Here is a 20,099-nt window from a genome sequence, read left to right on the forward strand (position 1 = left end):
CCCGGGAAGCGCCCGGACTCAGAAGTCCTGCTGTAGCGACAGGAATACGCCGCGCCGCGGACCGAACTGCGGCGCACCGACGCCGATGCCCGAACCGTCACGGAGTTCGTACGTGCGATCCAGCGCATTGACCAGAGCCAGCTGCGTGTGGGTAGCACCGAGGCTGGTGAGGTTGAAGTCGTGCGCCACGCTCAGGTTGAGCTGAAAGTACGACGGCATCGTGTCGCCGTTGGGCACGAGGCCGTCGCGGCGCAGGCCGGAACCGAACAGGTAGTCCGCACCGATGCGCGTGCTGTCGGCGAACGCGTAGCTGATGCCGCCCGACGAGGTGTACTTCTGGTCGTGATCCAGGTGGATGAAGTGGTCCTGGATGTAGGCGAGATCGTCCGGATCGAAGTTGTACTGACCCGTGATGATGCGCTTGCCTACGGAACGGTTGTACGCGAAGTTGAAGTACGCGGTCAGTGCGCCGCCATTGTAGTTCAGGGTGAACTCGTCGCCCTTGACCTTGCCCTGGTCGTAGTTGAAGGTCGAGTAGACCACGGCGGCGCCGAACTGGCCTTCGTCCTGGATGCGCGCAACGTGACGCAGATAGCTGTCGATGCCGACGGTCCACTGGTCACCCAGCTTCTGCGAGATGCCCACGTCGTAATAGCTGCTGCGCTCGGCCAGCGGCGTGTCGTTACCGTTGTCCGGCAGCGCGTTGGTCGTGCCGTTGAACTTGGCGATGGAGGTCGGGCTGATCGACTCGCTGGCCGGCGGCGTGAAGTAACGCGAGTAACCGGCGTGGATCGTCGTGCTGTCGGTCGGCTGATAGACGACACCGAGGCGCGGGCTCAGCTGGCTTTCCGGCTTGAACGCATCGTAGCGATCCGCGCGCGCACCGTAGTTCACCGTCCACTTGTCGCCGATGCTCCACTCGTCCTGCAGGTACAGGGCATAGGTGCGGGCCAGGATGCGGCTGCTGTCGAGGATGTTCATCGGCGTGGTCGACGTCTGATTGCCGTCGGCACCGGCCGGGAACACCAGCGCATTATTGCTCGACGTCGCGCGTTCGAACTCGCCGTAAACGCCGTAACGCAGCGTGTGGTTGTCGCCCAGCGGCGTGGAGAAGTCCGCCTGCAGGGTGGTCGCGCGGTTGGCGCGGTGGACGTCCGATGCGACGCCGTTGAACATCAGGTCGCCGATGTCGTCCGGCGTGAAGTTCAGACCGCTGTAACGTTCGCCCGCCGAGACCTGATAGGCAGTGCTACCCATCTTGCCCTGCAGGCTGAGGATGCCGAAGCGCGTCTTCTCCGACTGACGCTCGTTGAGCTGTGCCGAGTCGAAGTCCGTCACGTCGAGATAACCGAACTGCGGCGACTGGCCGGGATTGTTCGGGATCTCGAAACGGTTGTTGGTCGCGCCGAACATGAAGCTGAGGCGCGTGTCATTGTTGATCAGGTACGAGATGTCGCCGAATGCCTTCACCTGGTTGGTGTGGTCGTGGACGGCCTTGCGGCTGGAGGTCGGGTTTTCGATACCGACGTCGTTCTCGAGGTAGTTGGCGGTGAGGAAGAAGCTCCAGTCGTCCTTCTTGCCGAACAGCGTGGCATTCGGGTTCAGCGTGCCGAATTGGCCGCCGGTGATACCGACACTGCCGCCGATGCCGTCCTTCGCGGTGCGGGTGGTGATGTCGACGATGGCCGCGGTGCGCTCGCCGTACTGCGCGGGCAGCGCGCCGGTGAGCAGCTTCACGCTGTCGATCATGCGGGCATCCAGCGTCTGGCCAAAGCCGCCGATGCTCTCGGGGATCAGCACGCCGTTGATACGGTACTGCAGGTTGGCGTGGTCGCCACGCACATGCAGCTGGCCGTAGGAATCCTGCACCACGCCCGGCGCCTGAAGGACGACCTGGTTCAGCGGCGTCGAATCACCCAGCGGCAGCGCCTGGATCGTCTGGCGATCCATGACGTACTGGCTGCTGCCGGTGTCGGGCGAAAGGCTGTTACGCGCCGCGTCGAGCTGCGCGCTGACATCCACTTCGCCCAGATTCGTGGTTTTTTGCGGCGGAGCCGGGTCGTCGGTCGCGAAGGCCGGAGCGGCGGACAAGGCAAGGGCGATGCAGAGTGCAAGGCGAACGGGGGTCATCAGGGACTCTTCTTGGCAATGTTATAACGTAACTACCTGCGGCCGCAGGAAGGGGGAATTGGGCGAGGCGACTATGAGGTCTGCACCTTTCGAGCCGCTTTCATCCTTGAGATTTACCTCAAAGCATACACCCGCCCGCTGCACCGCAACATGCGGCCCATCGTCCCGCCCCGATCAAACCCGGCTCCTTGTAGGAGCCAGCCCTGCTGGCGACCCACCCCGCCTCAAGGCTTCATGACCGACTCACGCTCCCACCCCCACCATTACTTCCATCGAACCCCAGGGAGCCCCCATGGCGAAGAAAGACGCCACCTCCACCTCGAAAGAAATCATCGCCGTCGTCGCCGACCGCGCCGAAAGCCCCGTCGCGAAAGCCATTCTCGAGTTCGTCAGCCGCATCCCCGACAGCGACGTCCCCCGTGCCGCAAAGGGCACCGTCGAGGACGAGTGCCGCCGCCTCTCCAGCGCAGCGGCGAACAAGGCAGGCCTGACAGCCGGCTCCCTCGCCCTGCCGCCGGGCCCCCTCGGCTGGCTGACCGTTCTCCCCGAACTCGTCGCCATCTGGCGCATCCAGGGCCAGCTGGTCAGCGACATCGCCGCCGCTTATGGCAAAACGGCGAAGCTCGGTCAGGAACAAATGCTCTGGTGCCTGTTCCGCCACACCGCCGCGCAGGCCTTCCGTGACATCGCCATCCGTGTCGGCGACCGCCTCGTCTTCCGTACGGCCGCCACCAGCGTTCTCCAGCGTCTCGCCGGTCGCATCGGCGTCAGCGTTTCGAAGCGCGCCGTAGGCAAAGGCATCTCCCGCTGGCTGCCCATCGTCGGTGCACTTGGCGTCGGCGCCTACGCCTACTACGACACCGGCCAGGTCGCCAAAACCGCGATGGAACTGTTCAGCGGCGAAATCCACATCGAAGGCGACGACACCCCGGACGGCAGCGGCAGCAAGAAGTCCTCGCGCAACAAGCCGAAAGGCGAGCCAGCGCCACACACCTCGGGCGCCGCCGGCCCGGTGGCAGCCAGCTCCGCTGGCGAAACCCCGCCTGGCCCCACCGCCAGGCGAGCCGCAGCCTCTGTAGGAGCCGGCCCTGCTGGCGATGCGCCCAAAGGGCACTCCCGCAAGGCAGCGACAAAAAAAAGGGCCACCCCCAAACGCGCCACCGACAAGAAATCCGCCGCCCGCAAAGCCACCCCCACCAGGGTCGCCAAGGCATCCACCAGGAAAGCGACAAAGAAAACCGCCGCCCGCCGCGCGCCCGCAAAGAAACCAGCTGCCCGCAAAATCAAACCCGCGACGTGACGACAGCGCCCGTTTACGGCAAGCTCCCCACCGATAGAACAGGGAGTCGCACGTGAACAAGCAACCGGTCGTCCTCGTCACCGGAGGCGCACGCCGCGTCGGCGCCGCCATCGTGCGTCACCTGCACGCGTCAGGCTGCGACGTCGCTATTCACTATCGTCAATCGGCAGACGAAGCCAAAGCTCTGTCGCAGGAGCTCAACGCTGCGCGCCCTGAAAGCGCCGCCATCTTCGCCGGCGCTTTGGAAGACGACGCCACACCCGACATGCTCATCGCCACCGTCACCGACCGCTTCGGCCGCCTCGACGGACTGGTCAACAACGCGTCCGCGTTCTACCCGACGCCGATCGGCGACACCACGGCAGCCCACTGGAACGACCTGTTCGCCGCCAACGCGCGCGCACCGTTTTTCCTCGCACAGGCAGCGACTCCCGCCCTTCGTAAAGCGCGCGGATCGATCGTCAACATCGTCGACATTTACGCCGAACGTCCGCTTGCCGGACACGCGGTGTACTCGATGGCGAAGGCCGCTCTGAACATGCTCACGCAGGCGCTGGCCAAAGACCTCGCACCCGACGTCCGCGTCAACGCCGTCGCACCCGGCGCCATTCTCTGGCCCGAGTCCGGCAAGCCCGAAGAAGCCGCCGATGCCCTCATCGCCAAAACACCGCTCGGCCGCAAAGGCGAGCCCACCGACGTCGCCGAAGCCGTGCGCTGGCTGCTGATGGACGCGCACTACACCACCGGCCAGGTCATCCGCGTCGACGGCGGCCGCGCACTCAACATCTGATTCGCGGTAACGCAAGGGCTACGTGATAGCACCGGCAGGGTCCGCTCCCACCGGCATCGGTTGGCTTCCAGCATCTACAAATGAAGAAGGCCCCGAACGTGGTCGGGGCCTTCCTCGTCATCACAGCGGTGCCTTAGTTCTTCTGACGAAACGCCGATTCCAGCAGAGCGCGGTCGAAGCCCTGACCCGGGTCGCCTTCCGTCGCGAAGCGATACAACGCAGCGGAGTACACGCCGTGCATCGCCGCCTGGAACAGGCTCAGCGCGACGAGGCTGACGACCGCCGCAACGCCGACCGTGATCATCAACGCCACCGAATGCGTCGCGACGGCACCGAAGAACAAGACGGCGCTGGCGAAGATCAGGCAGAAGGTGAGGATGCCACCGGCGAGGCCGATGCCAGCGTTGCCGATCAGGTTCTCGCCCCAGGTTTCCTTCAGCAGCGAGGTGCTGCGCTTCACCGCGTCCACCGGGCCGATGTCCTGCGCGGCGAGCACCGGCACGACGAGGAAGGTGGCGACCGTCCAGCCGAAGCCGAGGATACCGGCGACGATGCGGCCGACGAAGCCGAGACGTTCCTGCAGCGCACGCAGGATCATGCCGACCGTGGCGGCGATCAGGGCATATCCGATGATGTTCGGCAGCTTGCCCATCGCGGCACGGAGGCCGTCACCGAGCGTCGGGTTGCCACCGTTGAGACGGATCATGGCGGCGGAGGCGAGCGCGACGTTGAAGAAGATCACGACGCCATACTGCACGAAGTAAAACGCGAAGCTGACCAGCATAAAGAGCGGCGAGACGTGATGGCGCTGGCCTTCGAGATCGACCTGATTCGATCCGATCATGGCGATCACCGGCCAGGCGAAGGTCGCGATGACCAGAAGCGAGGCGAGACCGGCCAGGAGTGGAAAGAGCATCAGCTCCTTGTCCTGGCGGAGGATCGTGGCGCTGGACTTCATCAGCGCCCAGCTGCGTGCGAACTTACCCATATCCTTTCCTTAGAACCCCTTGGTGGAACGCGTTGTATCACCTTGGCTGGCCAGCCGCCACCGTAGGCTGTCTGTCACGGGACAGGACGTCCGGACCGACGGCTTTCTCAGGCAACGGCGACCGTGCAGGCCTCGTCGACCACCAGCGGCTCACTCTCCGCCGGAAAGGCAGCCCAGAGTTCGCCCAGCGTCCGTCCATCCACAGGGTGGCGCACGTCCGGCGCGATATCCGCCAGCGGTTTAAGCACAAACGCATGCCGAAGCTCGCCCCGTGGCAGCTCCAGGTGCCCCTTCCCGCTCAGGACCAGATCGTCATAAAGGACGATATCGACATCCAGCGTCCGGTCGGCGTAACGCTCGCCGCCCCGGACCCGTCCATGCCGATCTTCAAGCGCGTGCAGCCAGTCATTGAGCGCTTCCGGCCCCAGGTCGCTGTCCAGCGCCACCGCGAGGTTGAGGAAGTCCGGCCCGTCAAAACCGACAGCGGCACTGCGGTACACCGGCGAGACATCCAGCGCACCGAAGCGCGCCCGCAACTCGGCGACCGCCGCACCCAGCCAGCGCGCAGCGTCGATGTTGGAACCGAGACTCAGATACGCGCGGCCCATGTCAGTCCTCCGCCGCGACCGGCGTCACCACGGCGGCCGACCGCATGGACGCGAAGCCCTCGCGCAGATCCCCACCCGACGGCTGCTGGAACGGCCGCAGCCCGAACTCGGGAAGGATCGCAATCAGATGATCGAAGATATCCGCCTGGATGCGCTCGTAGTCGAGCCACACCACCGTATTGGTGAACGCGTAAATCTCCAGCGGGATGCCCAGGGCACCCGGATCGCGCATACGCACCATGCGGGTCATCTTGTCGTGCACATCGGGATGCGCCTTGAGGTATGCATCCGCGTAAGCACGGAACGCCCCGATGTTGGTCTGGCGACGGCGATTGACCGGCAGTTTGCCGGCGTCACCCAGCGCTTCGTTCCAGCGACGGATGTCTTCGCGCTTGCGCTCGAGATAGGCGGTCAGCAGATGCATCCTGCCGAAACGCTCGAGCTCTTCGTCCTCGAGAAACCGCACACCCGCGGCATCGATGAACAGCTCGCGCTTGATCCGCCGGCCACCGGAATCCTGCATGCCGCGCCAGTTCTGAAACGACTCGGCGATCAGCCGCCACGTCGGCACCGTCACGATGGTGCGATCGAAATTGCGCACCTTGACCGTATGCAGCGTGATGTCGATAACGTCGCCGTCGACACCGGCGGACGTCATCGTGATCCAGTCGCCGACGCGCAGCATGTCGTTGGTGCTGAGCTGGATCCCGGCGACGAAGCCGAGAATCGTATCCTTGAAAACCAGCAGCAATACCGCCGACATCGCGCCGATGCCGGACAGCAGCAGGCCGATGCTCTGATGGGTGAGTTTGGTGATCACCAAAACGAGGGCGACGATCCACAGCGCCAGCTGGAGCAGCTGCACCACGCCTTTGATCGAACGCTTACCTGCGGGCGTAGCGCTGTACAGCGATTCGAATGCGATCAGTGCGCGACCCAGCGACGCGATGACGCAGACGATCATCCAGCAGACCGCAAGGTTGCGGATGAAGGCACCCATGTCGTCGTCGGCGATCGAGAGGAACATCCCGATGCCGTAATAGACGACGATGGCCGGTAGCATGCGCGCCAGCCAGCGGAACGCGCCGTACTCATAGAGCGCGTCGTCCCAGCGCCAGGCGGTATGACGGGTGGCGACACGTACGACGCGATGCAGGAACACGCGGCCAAGCAGGCCAACCAGCCAGGCCACGACGAACAGGCCTGCGACGAAAGCCACCCGCTTCAGCTCGGGCGACGCGACAAAATCTTCCATGACGGTCAATGTTTTCTCGAAGTGGATCATTCCGGTCGGGTGCCACGCTCGATGCGGACACCCACGGCCTTCGCCCCGCGTACGGCACCGGGCTTGGACAGCTTCAGGCGAACCCACGACACGCCGAACTCCTCACGGACGATCTCGGCGCAGCGCTCGGCCAGTGTCTCGACCAGGCCGAAGCTGGACGACTCCACATACGTCTGCAGGCGTTTGGAAATCGACTTGTAGTTCAGCGTCTCGTTGATGTCGTCACTGGCGGCCGGCTTGCGGTTGTCGAAAGCCATTTCGAGGTCGAACGACAGCGTCTGCCGGATCCGGCGCTCCCAGTCGTAGATGCCGATGACCGCGTCGATGCGCAGGTCTTCGATGAAGACGATATCCATGAGGGGTTCTGGTGGTGCGAAGGGGCGTACAGGGTCGGCGACCGGGGCGATTTGTGCAACATACGCCCCGGGGGCGATCGCGCGCGGGGCGCGCTCCTACATGAGCCTTAGGCGGCTGGAAGGGTTTCGAGACTCCACCGCGGGTGCACCTGAATCGTGCGGTCCTGCTGCTGACCCGCCGCGAGGCGAATCGCTCCTGCCAGAGCGATCATCGCGCCGTTGTCGGTGCAGAACGCCAGCCTTGGGAAATACACCCGGAAACCGTCTTTCGCACCGGCTTCGGCCAGCTGCTCGCGCAGACGCTTGTTGGCGCCGACGCCGCCCGCGATCACCAGCCGTCTGGCACCGCTGGCCTCGAGCGCCCGGCGACACTTGATCGCCAGGGTGTCGACGATGGCTTCTTCAAAGGCCCGCGCGATATCGGCACGGGTCTGATCCGTCTTGTCCGAGGCCTGCCAGGCCAGCAGGACCTGGGTCTTAAGGCCGGAGAAACTGAAATCGAGCCCCGGGCGGTCGGTCATCGGCCGGGAGAAGCGGAAACGCCCCGGCGTGCCCTGCTCCGCCAGCCTGGCCAGCGCGGGACCGCCGGGGTACGGCAGACCCATCATCTTGGCGGTCTTGTCGAAGGCCTCACCCGCCGCGTCATCCAGCGTGTCGCCAAGAATCCGGTACTCGCCGATGGCCTTCACCTCGACCAGCATCGAGTGGCCGCCGGAGACCAGGAGCGCCACAAAGGGCGGTTCCGGCGGGTCATCCTCCAGCAAAGGCGCCAGCAGGTGACCTTCCATATGGTGAACACCGATGGCCGGCACGCCGAGCGCCCAGGCCATGGCGCGGGCCGCCGACGCGCCCACCAGCAGGGCACCCACAAGGCCGGGACCCGCCGTGTAGGCCACGCCACCGAGATCCGACGGTGTCAGACCCGCGTCCTTAAGTGCTTCTCGCACAAGGGGAAGTAGCTTACGGACATGGTCGCGACTGGCCAGCTCGGGCACTACGCCGCCGTACTCGGCGTGCAGGGCGATCTGGCTGAACAAGGCATGGGAAAGCAGGCCGCGGCCCGGCTTCTCCGGGTCCCAGCGCAGCAGGGCGACGCCCGTTTCGTCACAGGACGTTTCCACACCTAACACGGGCTTTGAATTTTTCGAATCGATCACGTTATAATCCACGGCTCACCCGGGTAGACGGGTCAGTTTAAACAAGTGGAGTTTCCATGCCGAGCGTTAAAGTCCGCGAGAACGAGCCGTTTGAGCTTGCCCTTCGCCGCTTCAAGCGTACGTGCGAGAAGGCTGGCGTCCTGGCCGAAACGCGCAAGCGCGAATTTTACGAAAAGCCCACCCAGGAGCGTAAGCGTAAGCGCGCTGCTGCCGTGAAGCGTCACCTCCGCCGTCTGTCTCGCGACACGACGCGCCGGACCCGCATGTACTGATTGCCTCCCCGGCCTCACGGTCGGGTGTTGGATCCGCGGCTGGCGCGTTCGCCCGCTGCCGCCGCAATCAGGCGGAAAACCGAGCCGGCTTCGCCGAAAGGTGGAGCCGGCTTTTCGTCGTCCCGGAGAAATGCCATGAGTCTGAAAGCCAAGATCACCGAAGACATGAAGGCCGCCATGAAGGGCGGCGAGAAAGACCGTCTGGCAGTTATCCGCCTGATGCAGTCCGAGATCAAGCGACGCGAAGTCGACGAGCGGATCGAGCTGGACGATAACCAGGTCCTGGCCGTCCTCGAAAAGATGCAGAAGCAGCGCCGCGACTCGATCGAGCAGTTCGACAAGGCGGGTCGTACCGACCTGTCGACCATCGAGCGCTATGAGATGAGCGTCATCGAGGGTTACCTCCCGGCCAAGCTCACCGACGCCGAGCTGGACGACGTGATCACCGCCGCGATAGCCGAGACGGGTGCGACGACCGCCCGGGATATGGGCAAGGTCGTGGCGCTGGTGAAGGAAAAGGCCGCCGGGCGTGCCGATATGGGCGCGGTGGCCGGTAAGGTTAAGGCCAGACTCGCCTGAGCCAGTACTTGTAGGAGCGCGCCCCGCGCGCGACCCGAGCCCGACGCGGAGTGGGCTTCGCGCGCAGGCGCGCTCCTACATGCCTCGCCGTTTCACGGCGAGCCTACACATTTGTGAGCATGCTCCGCACCGCGGCTGGCAGGACGTTCCTCCGGCGCTCGACGGAGAGATCCCATGCTCAAATACGCCATTATTTTCGGCCTCATCGCCCTGGTCACCGGCGCCCTCGGCTTCAGCCGGATTTCGGGCATCGCCGGCACGATCGCCAAGGTCTGCTTCGCCATCTTCCTGATCCTGTTCGTGATCGCGATCCTGGCGGTCATCGGCGTCTTCCACCTGGCGTTCTGATCGCCCGATAAGGGAATGCGGACTCCATACGGAAGCGGATGCGTGGCATCCTAGGCGACTGATGCGTGGCCGTATTCCCGACAGCTTTATCGATGAACTGCTGACCCGCGTCGACATCGTCGACGTGATCGAGCGGCGCGTCCCGCTGAAGAAGGCGGGGCGCGAATGGACGGCGTGCTGCCCGTTTCACAACGAGCGATCGCCGTCGTTCTACGTCAGCCCGCAGAAGCAGTTTTTCCACTGCTTCGGCTGCGGCGCCCACGGCAGCGCGATCAAGTTCATCATGGACTACGACCGGCTCGAGTTTCCCGACGCGATCGAGGAACTCGCCCAGTCCGCCGGCCTGAAAGTGCCCTACGAGGGCGGCCGTGACGATAAGCCACGGGAAGACCGCAGCGACCTCTACACCCTCCTCGACGAAGCGGCCAGCTTCTACCAGCGCGAGCTGGGCAGCAGCCCCGAGGCGAAGGCCTACGTCGACGGCCGAGGACTGGACGAGGAGATCGTCAAACGCTTTCGCATCGGCTGGGCGCCCGCTGGCTTCGACGGCGTGATGAAGGCGCTGGGCACGAATGACCGTCGGCGCCAGCTGCTCAACGAAGCGGGGATGGTCGCCAGCAACGAGCGCGGCAACAGATACGACCGGTTCCGCGAGCGGGTCATGTTCCCCATCCTGGATCGCCGCGGTCGGGTCATCGCCTTCGGCGGCCGCGTGCTGTCGTCCGAGCAGAGCCCCAAGTACCTCAATTCGCCGGAGACCGCCCTGTTTCACAAGGGCAAGGAACTGTTCGCGCTGTGGCAGGTGAAACAGGCGCACCAGCAGGTCACCCGGATCATGGTGGTCGAGGGCTACATGGACGTCATCGCCCTGCATCAGGCCGGCCTGCCCATCGCCGTCGCCACGCTGGGCACCGCGACCACGCCGGACCACGCGGAAGTCCTGTTCCGTGCCGCCCCCGACGTCTATTTCTGCTTCGACGGTGACCGTGCCGGTAAGGCCGCCGCGTGGCGAGCGCTCGAATCGGTGCTGCCGCGCATGCGCGACGGCCGCCAGGCCCACTTCCTGTTCCTGCCCGACGGGGAGGACCCGGACACCCTGGTCCGCAAGGAAGGCAAGGAAGGCTTCGAGAAGCGCATGAAGGACTCCATGCCGATGTCGGAGTACTTCTTTGAGGAACTGGCCCGGGACGTGGACGTGACCCGCCTCGACGGCCGCGCCCGCCTGGCCGAGCGGGCCCGCCCGCTGATCGCCAAGCTGCCCGATGGCGCCTTCCGCGATCTCATGGGCCAGGAGCTGGAGCGCCGCACCGGCGCCCGTGCCGTACTGGAGCCTGAGCCGCCGGCCCCGCGCCAGGACGCCAACCGCCCCACCAACGTCCAGCGCAGCCTGGTCCGCAGCGCGATCACCCTGCTGCTCGCCCAGCCCGATCTGGCGGCCGAGGTGGAGCCGCCCTACCCGTTTCTCCGCCTCGACCGGCCTGGCGTCGCGCTGCTGGCCGAGTTGCTCGATGTGGCCCGCGCGCGTCCCGGCATCCGCCCGGCCGTGCTGGTCGAGTACTTCATGGAGCGTCCGGAGTACGCCTCGCTGCAGAAGCTGATGTCGGCCGAGGTCATCGGCGAGCCGGAGATGCAGCGTGTGGAGTTCCACGACGCGCTGATTCAGATGGAGCGCCAGGCGACGACACAACGCCGCGAGTATCTGATCTCCCGGGTTCGCGAAGGCGTGCTGGACGACACCGAGAAGGCGGAACTGCGCGTTCTCCTGGCGGCCCGCGCCGCGCCGGCCCGCACGGCGGGCGAATGATGCGGCGCACCGCTCTCATAACACGATCCATGGGATCATCCCCGCCTCGTTCCTCGAAGGGACCGGCCCCAGCCGGCTTTACGCGCCACTGATGGATCTACTCAACGACCTCGTCGATTTTTTCGGAAGGAACGGCTACGCCGCCGTTTTCTTCGCGCTGATGCTTTGTGGCGCGGGTATCCCGCTGCCCGAGGACATCACTCTCGTGGCCGGCGGCATCATCACCGGGCTCGGCTACGGCGACGTCCACACCATGGTGGGCGTCGGCATGGCGGGCGTGCTGTTCGGCGACTCCACGATGTTCCTGCTCGGCCGGCATTTCGGCGGCCGGATCATGAGCTGGCGTGTCGTTGCCCGCCTGCTCACCCCCGAGCGCTATGCGAAAGTGCAGGAGAAGTTCGAGAAGTACGGCAACCGCATGATGTTCGTGGCCCGCTTCCTGCCGGGTATGCGTACCGCGGTGTTCATCACCGCCGGTGCCACTCATCGCGTGGGCTTCTTCCGCTTTCTGCTGCTCGATGGCCTTGCCGCCGCCATCAGCGTGCCGATCTGGGTCTACCTGGGTTACTTCGGCGCGCATAACCACGAATGGCTGTCGATGTGGATTCGTCGCGGGCAGACGGGGATTTACCTGGCCATTGCCGCGGCCTTGATCGGCCTGGGCGTCATCTGGTGGCGAAAGCACAAATCGGCCGACGAGCGCTAAGCCTCCGTAGTGATTCGCGGCGGGTCACCTACAACAAACGGTCTATATCACTGCCTGAATGCAACTGCTAGCGTCCTGATACGCGACGTTCCGTCGCCTTAACCAAGGGAAGGATCCCTGATGAGCAGCGACAGCGACGTCACGAATGCTCAATCCGCCACCATCGACGCGGCTACGTACAGCGCACTCTTCGCCGAGAATGCGAATCTGCTGACGGTGGCAGGAGCCGTCGACGACGAGACGGGCCCGGTGGCTTATCTCAGCGACTTGTTCACGTTGAGCAGCCGGCTCGAAGAGGGCGCCGCCCCCGAAAAAGCCTGCCTGCTCGCGATGCGACGACCAGACCTCCCCGACCTCGCTCTCGATAGCGCGGCGCTCCGTCGGGAATATTCCACGCTCGATCTCGTTAACGAGCTGCTGGAGAAGCGCATTGTCCTGTGCACCGGCAGCTCCACGAGCGTCCAGGAGCGCATGGTCAGTGCCACGACACCCATCGGGCTCCCCTATGACGCGCCATGGAATCGCGTACTCAGCATCCTCCACCTGCGCGGCATCCCGCTATGGCGGGCAGTGCGCCATTCGGATCCGGAGTTCCCGGCATTCGTCGCCACGGAGAAACCCAGTAAAGGCTTGCGCGACGCAGTGACAATGGGCTGCGGCTTCTCTCCAGCCGTGCGCAAGATGTTGATCGGGCCAGCCGTGACGACGGATGCGTCCGCGGCAGCGTTGTTCAGCAAAAAAGCTGGCGCCACCGTTGGCGAACTGAGCGCGGTGAAGACGCTCATGGAAGCCGCGGGACTGAAACGTCGTGATGTACGCCATCTTCTGGCCGTAGACGGCGTTGCCAAGGAAGCCGATGCAGCCACCGCTGTGTCTCTCGCCCGATACGCTCCCGACGGCACGGGCAAGCCGTCCAGCAAAGCGTATGGGGCTGCGTTTATCAATGCAGGCGCCGGCCCCCTATGGATACAACAGCGTGCCGGATCCGCCGACGCCATGGATACGGAAATCGCCGGACTAACAGCGAAGCACATGGATCGCATGCAGCGCCTGCTGCAGGTCCGCACGCGCCTCAACGTTTCGTACGCCGAAGCCGATCTGCTGCTTCGCAGCGCGCTCGCTGCAGAGAAGGCAGCGGCGGATAGCTTACCGACCGAGCAGACGCTACGCGCGCTAGGCCTCTACGGCCATCTGAAAGCCAGCACAGAGATCACCCCGGACGGGTTCGCCGCGCTTATCGGGAACCTCCCCGTCTATGCAGTCGGTCGTACGCCTGCGCTGCTCGACAGCCTGATCAAGGTAACCAACAAGCCGTTCACGGCAGACGACACCGCCGCGTTCGCCACCGCACTGCGCATCGATACCACGTTGCTGGAACAACTGTTGCAACGTGTCGAAGCGGTGCAGAAAACAAGGGCGTGCACGCTGCCAGTGATCTCCGCCTGCTACCGCCTGACGTCGCTACCGCGTCTGCTCGGCCTTAGCATCGAAGAAGGGCTCGCCATGTTGGACCTGCTCGAGCGGCAGACCAACGGTTACAACGCCCAGATCGCGGGTAACCCGTTTATAACCAGCTCGCTGGATGCTTTCGACATCCTCGATGTCATACCGGCCCTCTGGAACGCGGCCGACTGGGCCCGGCAGCACCATCTTTCGTTTATTAAGCTCGAGCCGCTCTGTGACGACACGGCGCCGACCACCGCCACCAACGCCTGGTTGGCGGCTCTTGCCGATGCTGCCCAATCGCTGTCGACCAGTCGGCTGGATACGCTGACGATCAAGAAGCTCATGCGAGACACCGAGGTCGACTACGACCTCGGTGGAAAAGCGTGGAGCGAGGTCCTGAACGAGTTCGTGGACAACAACGGACTGATCCTTCCCGTCGCACAGGCCATGCAGAGTCCAGCCCTGCGTATCAAGCTGTCCGGGCTTCTGACGAAGCTGAAAAAGCGTGACACCGTATCGCCCGTCGAGGACTACGTGTCAAAACTCGGCAATGCGATCGCCGATACCGCCGCGTCTCAGAACGAGGTCGCGAGTCAATTGCTGCGCACGGCATTCGCACTTGACGTCGCCCAGGCCCCGGCCGTCCTGACCTGGGCCGGCGTCAGCGGTTACCAGTTGCTCGGCGACGCCATGATGGCTCTAAACAACCGCGTCGATGGTGCCGCGGACGCAAGCACATTCTCCAGCGACATGACGCAGCGCTGGCATCGGGTTCACCGTATCGCTTCGGTGGTCCGCATGTTCGGTCTCAGCGGCACGTGTCTCGATGGCCTCGTCGCTCATCCGGAATGGTTCAACCTGCGGAGCTCTGACGGCAAGCCGACACATTCGATCAGGCTTGACATGCTCTATCGTTTAAGCCGCTACCGGGACTGGGTGGGAATGCTTGCAACTGGCTTCGACGAGCCAGATGCATTGGCGTACCTGAAGCGCACCCATGAAAAGGAGCCGCCTGCCATTGACGAAGCGGCAGCGAACCTGGCCAGACTGCTTGGCGCCACCCCCACGGAGATCCGCGAGCTCACCAGGAGCATCGGAAAAAAGGCCGTTGCCGGCATCGCGGGAGACGTGGCGGACATCGACTATGTCATGCGTTTGCTGACCTTGCAGCGTGAGCTGGGAATTTCGGTCGCTACGCTGAAGGATCTCAATGACATGAAAGGGACGCCGGACGCGCCGCAGGTCGAGCGCGTGGCTGCGGGCCTGAGTACCACCCTGGACGCCTCCCAGCGTACCGTGCTGGATGGCACGCTCGCGGAAGCCTGGCGCGACGCACTCTGCACGTGGCTTTTGCATTTCGGAAGCTCGCAGCCCGTACCACTGCCGGAGATGGTGCGCCGTGTCGACCTGTCCGCCTACCTGCTCATCGACGTCGAAGTGGGAAGCGAGCCTCGTACGACGCGTGTCGCCGCCGCCATCGCCAGCCTGCAGCAGTACATCCATCGCGTGTATGCGCGCCTGGAGGATGGCTATGCATGGCAGGAACACTTCGTCAGCGAACGCAAGGCGTGGCGCGCCTGGCGCAGCCAGTTCGGCTCATGGCAGACCTATAACACGATGAAGCGCCAGCCATCGGGCTTTCTCGATCCATCCCGCCGGAGCAGCAAATCAAGCCTGTTCGAGGCTTTTGAAAAACTCGTGGGGCAGGGTAAGTTCGCTGCCGACGAGATTCAGACCGCTATGCTGACTTACCTGGCCGGCTTCGAGCGCGTCAGCAATATCCAGCCGCTATCCGCGTATCACGACGGGGTGGATCCTCAGAACGACACGTTTCACTTCATCGGCCGATCAAACGTGGAGCCGGCGGAGTATTACTGGCGCACACTGGACATGTCGATACGGGACACCCGCGGCGCACCCAGCATGCTGGCCTGGGGAGAATGGCAGAAGATCACGCTGCCCGCCACGGGCGTCATCGTGCAGACACCTCTCAACAAGGAAACGAGCGCCAACTTCGGCAACGACCCGCGAACCTCGATCGATGCGGTTCGCCCGGTCGTCATTGCAGGGCGCCGATACGTCGTGTGGCTGGAGCGTGACGGCACCGCCGCGAACTTCGACAACAAGACAAGCGACGTCTATGTCTTCCGGCTGTGTTACGCCTACCTGCAGACCGATGGTCAATGGAGCACGGCCAACGAGCTTATTCGGCTCGACGGCACCGATCCGGCGGGTCGGCCTGAACGGTGCGGTGGCCAACCTGACAAGACCCTGATGAAAACGCTGAGTTACCAACCCCGCATTGTCGTGATGGTGGACGAAAGCGGCCCACGTACGGACGATCCCTGGCTGGTCGCTCTACTGGTCACACGCGATACCGACGTGTCCTGGAAGAAGAAAAAGGCCACTTACGCGCGCAACAGCGATTACTACATCGCCGCAAAGGATCTTCTTCTCGTCGAAACGCGGGAGATCGATACAGACGACCCGGTCGGACGCCCACGCGAGGCAAAGCTCGTCGACCAGTGGAGCAGGATGTTCGACGACCCCAGGGTCATTCAGCATCGATATGTGGGAGCTACCACCATCATACGCGACGAGTTAGCTGGCGAAAGCCAGAACGTCATTGCGGATGAAAAGTTAAATCGGACGTTGACGAAACTTGAAGATGAATGGAGGGCAGAAGCCGAAGCGATTGCGAGCACGGATAAAAAGGATAAAGAAGCTCTTCTTGAGAGTTATATCAAAGGTCCTGTCTCAGAACCTCTTCACATTCCTTTTATCAAATTAGATCCCGCGGCGAACGGGGATCGGATACGTGTCTCGTACGGGATAGAAGGGAACATGGCGTTACCGTCTTTACCTAGCGATATGCCGTCTACCGACAGCTACGATACCAACCTCTGGCTCTCACCGTCGAAGCCTGGCTACCTCCAGCTGAGAAGATACAGCAGAGCACCCGGCAAAACGGCCGAATTGACTTTCTCGGACGGATCGAGCCGCTCACTTTCCTTCGCAAAGTGGTCCGGTAACTTTGGTTACTATTCTTACCAGGAAGCAAAAAGCTTGCTGGGCTCGGTAAGTGTCTATAACCGGGACTTCCGGTATTCGATGGGGCGGTGGGAGTGGAACTTTCCAACCTCCGGGATTGCTTTGGCTGACACGCTCGTTCGCGTTACCGATAGTAAGGGTGCGGAACTTGCCCAATTCGTATGTAAGGCTGGTGATGGTCCCGCCGCTTTGACGAGTGAACTATTCGTGGAGCGAAGCAAGCTCAACGATCCATTCGAAATCACGGTGACGCTCAGCCGCCTGAAGCCCGAGTCGGAACCATATGCCACGCGAACTGCGCGCCTGGCGATTGTCGACCTGCTGGCGGACGAGCTTCAACCCGACGATGGTGTGCCGTCGGTCGTCATGCGATGCAATGCGTCCCGCATGCATAGCCTGGACTTCACCGAGGCGAATCGTAAGGCGCAAGGAGGGAGCACGCTGCCACCGACAGCGATTCCCCTCAGCACCCTTTTCGGCAAGCGCCTCGTTGCCTTAGCCACACACTCCGTTCAGCGCGTGCTCGCCTGGAGCACGCAAACGATGGAAGAGCCTGGCGCGACCAGCGATGCCTCGTCGTCGCCTATCGACTTCGGTGGTTGCAACGGCGTGTATTTCTGGGAGCTCTTCTTCCACGTCCCATGGCTGGTCGCATGGCGTCTTCGCGAAACAAGGCAATTCCGTCTCGCTGAGGAATGGTGTACGAGGCACCTGTTCGATCCGCAGCGCGGTTTGCCTGATGGCGGTAATGGTATGTCGAGGTACTGGAATGCCGTGCCGCTCACCCTCAAGGGCGGTGCGCTCGCCAGCCAGACCTATGTGCAGGATCCGGACGCATTGGCCGACTTTAACTTCGACCACTATCGTCGCGCGACGTTCCTTTTCCTCGTCGACCTATGGCTCGCCGAAGGCGACAGTTTCTACCGACAAATGACGCGCGACGCACTGGTGGAAGCGTGGCTGTGTTACGAGAAGGCAATGCGTCTTATCGGTCGGCTACCGGAACCGTTAGCCCCGGAGCGGTGGCAGGTAACCGAACTGAAGTCGCTGTCGATGGAAGCCCTGCATGCCTCGCCAGACCGGCGGATCACGCAGGCTCACCGGAATCTCGTACGTCGCATGGACAACCTACGCCATGGCTTGACCCTCGACGGCAAACCCGGGTTACTTCCCCTGTACGCGGGCGAGACCTCACTCAATTACCTGCTCAATCCGCGCACGGGCTCATCGAGCCAGGGCAGACCATCCCGGACGCTGACCGCGCCGGGCTACCGATATGGCGAGATCATGCCCAAGGCCCGGGAGGCGGCGGCTTGGTTGACGGAGATGGGCCAGCAACTGTTCCACGTGTATGAGGCGGAGTTCGACGCCGACCTGGCGGTCATGCAGCAGAAGAACCTTATCGATCTTCACCGCTTCACCATCAATCTTCAGAACAACGGGCTCACGTCCGCACGAGCCGAGCGACTAAAGCTTGAGCGCGGTCGTGACCTTCTCCTCGAGCGCAAGAAGCATTTCGAACAGTTGGTGGACAATGGCCTTTACCACAACGAGGCCGCTGGCTTCGTGCTCGGCACGACGGCCGGTTTCTTGCGCACCCAGGCTGGGGTGTTCGGCAGCGTCGAGAAAGGGAGCGAAGTCTATCCGACCATCTTCGGGGTGGCCTCAGGGGGTGCTAAGCCAGGAGCCATCGCCGGCGCAGTGAGCCAGGCCGTGAAATACGCGGCCGACATGATGGACGTGGCGGCGCAGGCGGCTTTCAAAGAGGCCGAGTTCGCTCGCCGCACGGCGGAATGGAAATTTGAGATTGCGACCGCCAAGGCCGAGTTGTCGGTCTGCGACAGCGAGATAGCGGTGCAGGACCTTGCGGTGGCGGCGGCGGGTCTTGCGCTGGAGGAAGCCCAGACCAAGCTGCGCCTCATGGATGAGGAATACGTATTCATGACGACTGGCTTCGCCATCGGGCCGACCTATCATTGGATGATCTCCCAACTGACATCGATTTATTCGATGGCATATGACGCGGTCTTCGCGCTGTGCCTGGATGCGGAGGCTGCTTACCAACGCGACACGGGCGATTTCACCAGCGAGTTTGTCAGTTCCGCAGCGTGGTCCGACAAGTGGAAAGGCATGCTGGCCGGCGAATCGTTTCAACGCGACCTGTTGATGATCGACTCCGCTTACCTTCGCAAAAACGAGCGGCGGATACTGATGGAGCGAGATATATCGCTTGCGGGGCTGAAGGGTGGCGATGACGTGACGGCGCTGCGCCAGGGACTGTCCGGCAGGGGCTTCGTGTTCTCGCTGCCGTCGCTGTTGTTCGATCAGGATTATCCGGGACATTACCTGCGCCAGATCCAGCATGTTTCGGTCACGCTCGTCCTGAATGGCGTGGACGCCGTCGAGCCCACGTGCCACGTACCCGCTTTACTCACACAGATCAGCAGCACCATTCTTACTGAGGCGGACACGAAGGCACTCGAACGCCTCTACAAACCCGAGACCGGCACACACGAGGCGCTACGCACCTCTGTGCGGGCCAATCAGCAGACCGCGGTGTCGACACGGACCGCCGACGCGCTGACGGCGGAAGGTGAGAGCGTGCTGGCCTCGCTGCTTTTTGACGATTGCCGGCTACTGCCCTTCGAAGGCACGGGCGCCATCTCAACATGGCGACTGGAGCTGCCCGGCATCAAGACCGGGTGGGAGACGGTGCTGGGCAAAGGCGCCTCGCGACTCACCGACGTCATTTTCCGCGTCAAGTACACGGCTCGTGATGGGGGAGCCGCATTCGCGGCCGCAGCCAGCGCCCTTGCGAACACACCCGGCAGCAAGGTTCTGGGCCGATCTCCGCTGGCCAGCCCGGTGGCGACATATCAGGAGAATCCAGCCGAGATCGACCCAGCGATAGCTGTGGCTTTCTTTAAGAACTTCTACGAGATCATCGTTGGCACCACGAAGTTCGGTCCCCAGGCCAAGGCTGCCAGTGTTGCCGCTTACTACCGAAAATCCATGCCGGATGCCATTGCGAACGATACGACGCTGGCCATCCTCGGCTCGTTAACGTCGCGCGTTACTGGGCAATACGCCATCTTCGATATCGTCCTGGCCATGGTAAGCGAGGACGGGAAGTTGCTGGACGAAGCTTCGACCGATACCAGGAAAGGGGTATACGACCGCGTTGTCGTGGACATCTCCGGTGCGGAGTGGAAAATCACCGAGCACGCTCGTTCGAATCATCCCCTTGACGAATGACCCGAAGCCGATCGTGAACACTGG

14 protein-coding genes are annotated in these 20,099 nt (G+C 63.3%); 8 read left to right on the forward strand and 6 right to left on the reverse strand.

Annotated elements, in window-relative coordinates; translation table 11 throughout:
* Window positions 1–18 precede the first annotated feature (18 nt).
* Window positions 19–2,130 (reverse strand): TonB-dependent receptor, encoded by a 2,112-nt coding sequence (locus BLT40_RS15820; RefSeq protein WP_090354808.1) that lies wholly within the window; start codon window positions 2,128–2,130, stop codon window positions 19–21.
* A gap of 292 nt (window positions 2,131–2,422) precedes the next feature.
* Here BLT40_RS15820 and BLT40_RS20670 point away from each other — a divergent pair, with 292 nt between their 5' ends.
* The gene (locus BLT40_RS20670; RefSeq protein WP_255364037.1) at window positions 2,423–3,430 is read left to right on the forward strand and encodes a hypothetical protein; all 1,008 of its coding nucleotides are present in this window, start codon (window positions 2,423–2,425) and stop codon (window positions 3,428–3,430) included.
* A gap of 52 nt (window positions 3,431–3,482) precedes the next feature.
* Window positions 3,483–4,220 carry a pteridine reductase gene (locus BLT40_RS15830; protein WP_090354812.1) on the forward strand — a complete coding sequence of 246 codons (738 nt, stop codon included), beginning with the start codon at window positions 3,483–3,485 and terminating at the stop codon, window positions 4,218–4,220.
* A gap of 133 nt (window positions 4,221–4,353) precedes the next feature.
* Here BLT40_RS15830 and BLT40_RS15835 read toward each other — a convergent pair whose 3' ends face one another.
* The 5 genes from BLT40_RS15835 to tsaD form a co-directional block, all read right to left on the reverse strand.
* Entirely contained in the window at window positions 4,354–5,208 is an 855-nt protein-coding gene (locus tag BLT40_RS15835; RefSeq protein ID WP_079520660.1) for a DUF6159 family protein, read from the reverse strand.
* Between the two features lie 107 nt (window positions 5,209–5,315).
* Window positions 5,316–5,816 carry a 2-amino-4-hydroxy-6-hydroxymethyldihydropteridine diphosphokinase gene (gene folK / locus BLT40_RS15840; protein WP_079520661.1) on the reverse strand — a complete coding sequence of 167 codons (501 nt, stop codon included), beginning with the start codon at window positions 5,814–5,816 and terminating at the stop codon, window positions 5,316–5,318.
* A gap of 1 nt (window position 5,817) precedes the next feature.
* On the reverse strand, window positions 5,818–7,071 hold the full coding sequence (locus BLT40_RS15845; RefSeq protein WP_156108808.1) for a mechanosensitive ion channel family protein: 1,254 nt from the start codon (window positions 7,069–7,071) through the stop codon (window positions 5,818–5,820).
* Between the two features lie 26 nt (window positions 7,072–7,097).
* Window positions 7,098–7,457 carry a dihydroneopterin aldolase gene (folB, locus tag BLT40_RS15850; RefSeq protein WP_036116385.1) on the reverse strand — a complete coding sequence of 120 codons (360 nt, stop codon included), beginning with the start codon at window positions 7,455–7,457 and terminating at the stop codon, window positions 7,098–7,100.
* A 107-nt stretch (window positions 7,458–7,564) separates the two neighbouring features.
* On the reverse strand, window positions 7,565–8,587 hold the full coding sequence (tsaD, locus tag BLT40_RS15855; protein WP_079520740.1) for a tRNA (adenosine(37)-N6)-threonylcarbamoyltransferase complex transferase subunit TsaD: 1,023 nt from the start codon (window positions 8,585–8,587) through the stop codon (window positions 7,565–7,567).
* Window positions 8,588–8,670: 83 nt separating this feature from the next.
* Here tsaD and rpsU point away from each other — a divergent pair, with 83 nt between their 5' ends.
* The 6 genes from rpsU (at window position 8,671) to BLT40_RS15885 (ending at window position 20,075) form a co-directional block, all read left to right on the forward strand.
* On the forward strand, window positions 8,671–8,886 hold the full coding sequence (rpsU, locus tag BLT40_RS15860) for a 30S ribosomal protein S21 (protein WP_029213735.1): 216 nt from the start codon (window positions 8,671–8,673) through the stop codon (window positions 8,884–8,886).
* Between the two features lie 135 nt (window positions 8,887–9,021).
* Complete coding sequence (locus BLT40_RS15865) at window positions 9,022–9,465, forward strand: GatB/YqeY domain-containing protein (RefSeq protein ID WP_079520662.1); 444 nt, start codon at window positions 9,022–9,024, stop codon at window positions 9,463–9,465.
* A gap of 174 nt (window positions 9,466–9,639) precedes the next feature.
* Window positions 9,640–9,813, forward strand: a complete 174-nt coding sequence (locus BLT40_RS15870) for a DUF1328 domain-containing protein (RefSeq protein ID WP_036116391.1) — start codon at window positions 9,640–9,642, stop codon at window positions 9,811–9,813.
* Window positions 9,814–9,874: 61 nt separating this feature from the next.
* Window positions 9,875–11,617, forward strand: a complete 1,743-nt coding sequence (gene dnaG, locus BLT40_RS15875) for a DNA primase (RefSeq protein WP_036116393.1) — start codon at window positions 9,875–9,877, stop codon at window positions 11,615–11,617.
* 91 nt (window positions 11,618–11,708) lie between these two features.
* Entirely contained in the window at window positions 11,709–12,323 is a 615-nt protein-coding gene (locus BLT40_RS15880; protein ID WP_079520664.1) for a DedA family protein, read from the forward strand.
* A 120-nt stretch (window positions 12,324–12,443) separates the two neighbouring features.
* Window positions 12,444–20,075, forward strand: coding sequence for a Tc toxin subunit A-related protein (locus tag BLT40_RS15885; protein ID WP_090354814.1), 7,632 nt, complete (start codon window positions 12,444–12,446; stop codon window positions 20,073–20,075).
* Window positions 20,076–20,099 lie beyond the last annotated feature (24 nt).

The organism is Dyella sp. 333MFSha, assembly GCF_900102405.1.
Taxonomy (GTDB): domain Bacteria; phylum Pseudomonadota; class Gammaproteobacteria; order Xanthomonadales; family Rhodanobacteraceae; genus Luteibacter; species Luteibacter mycovicinus.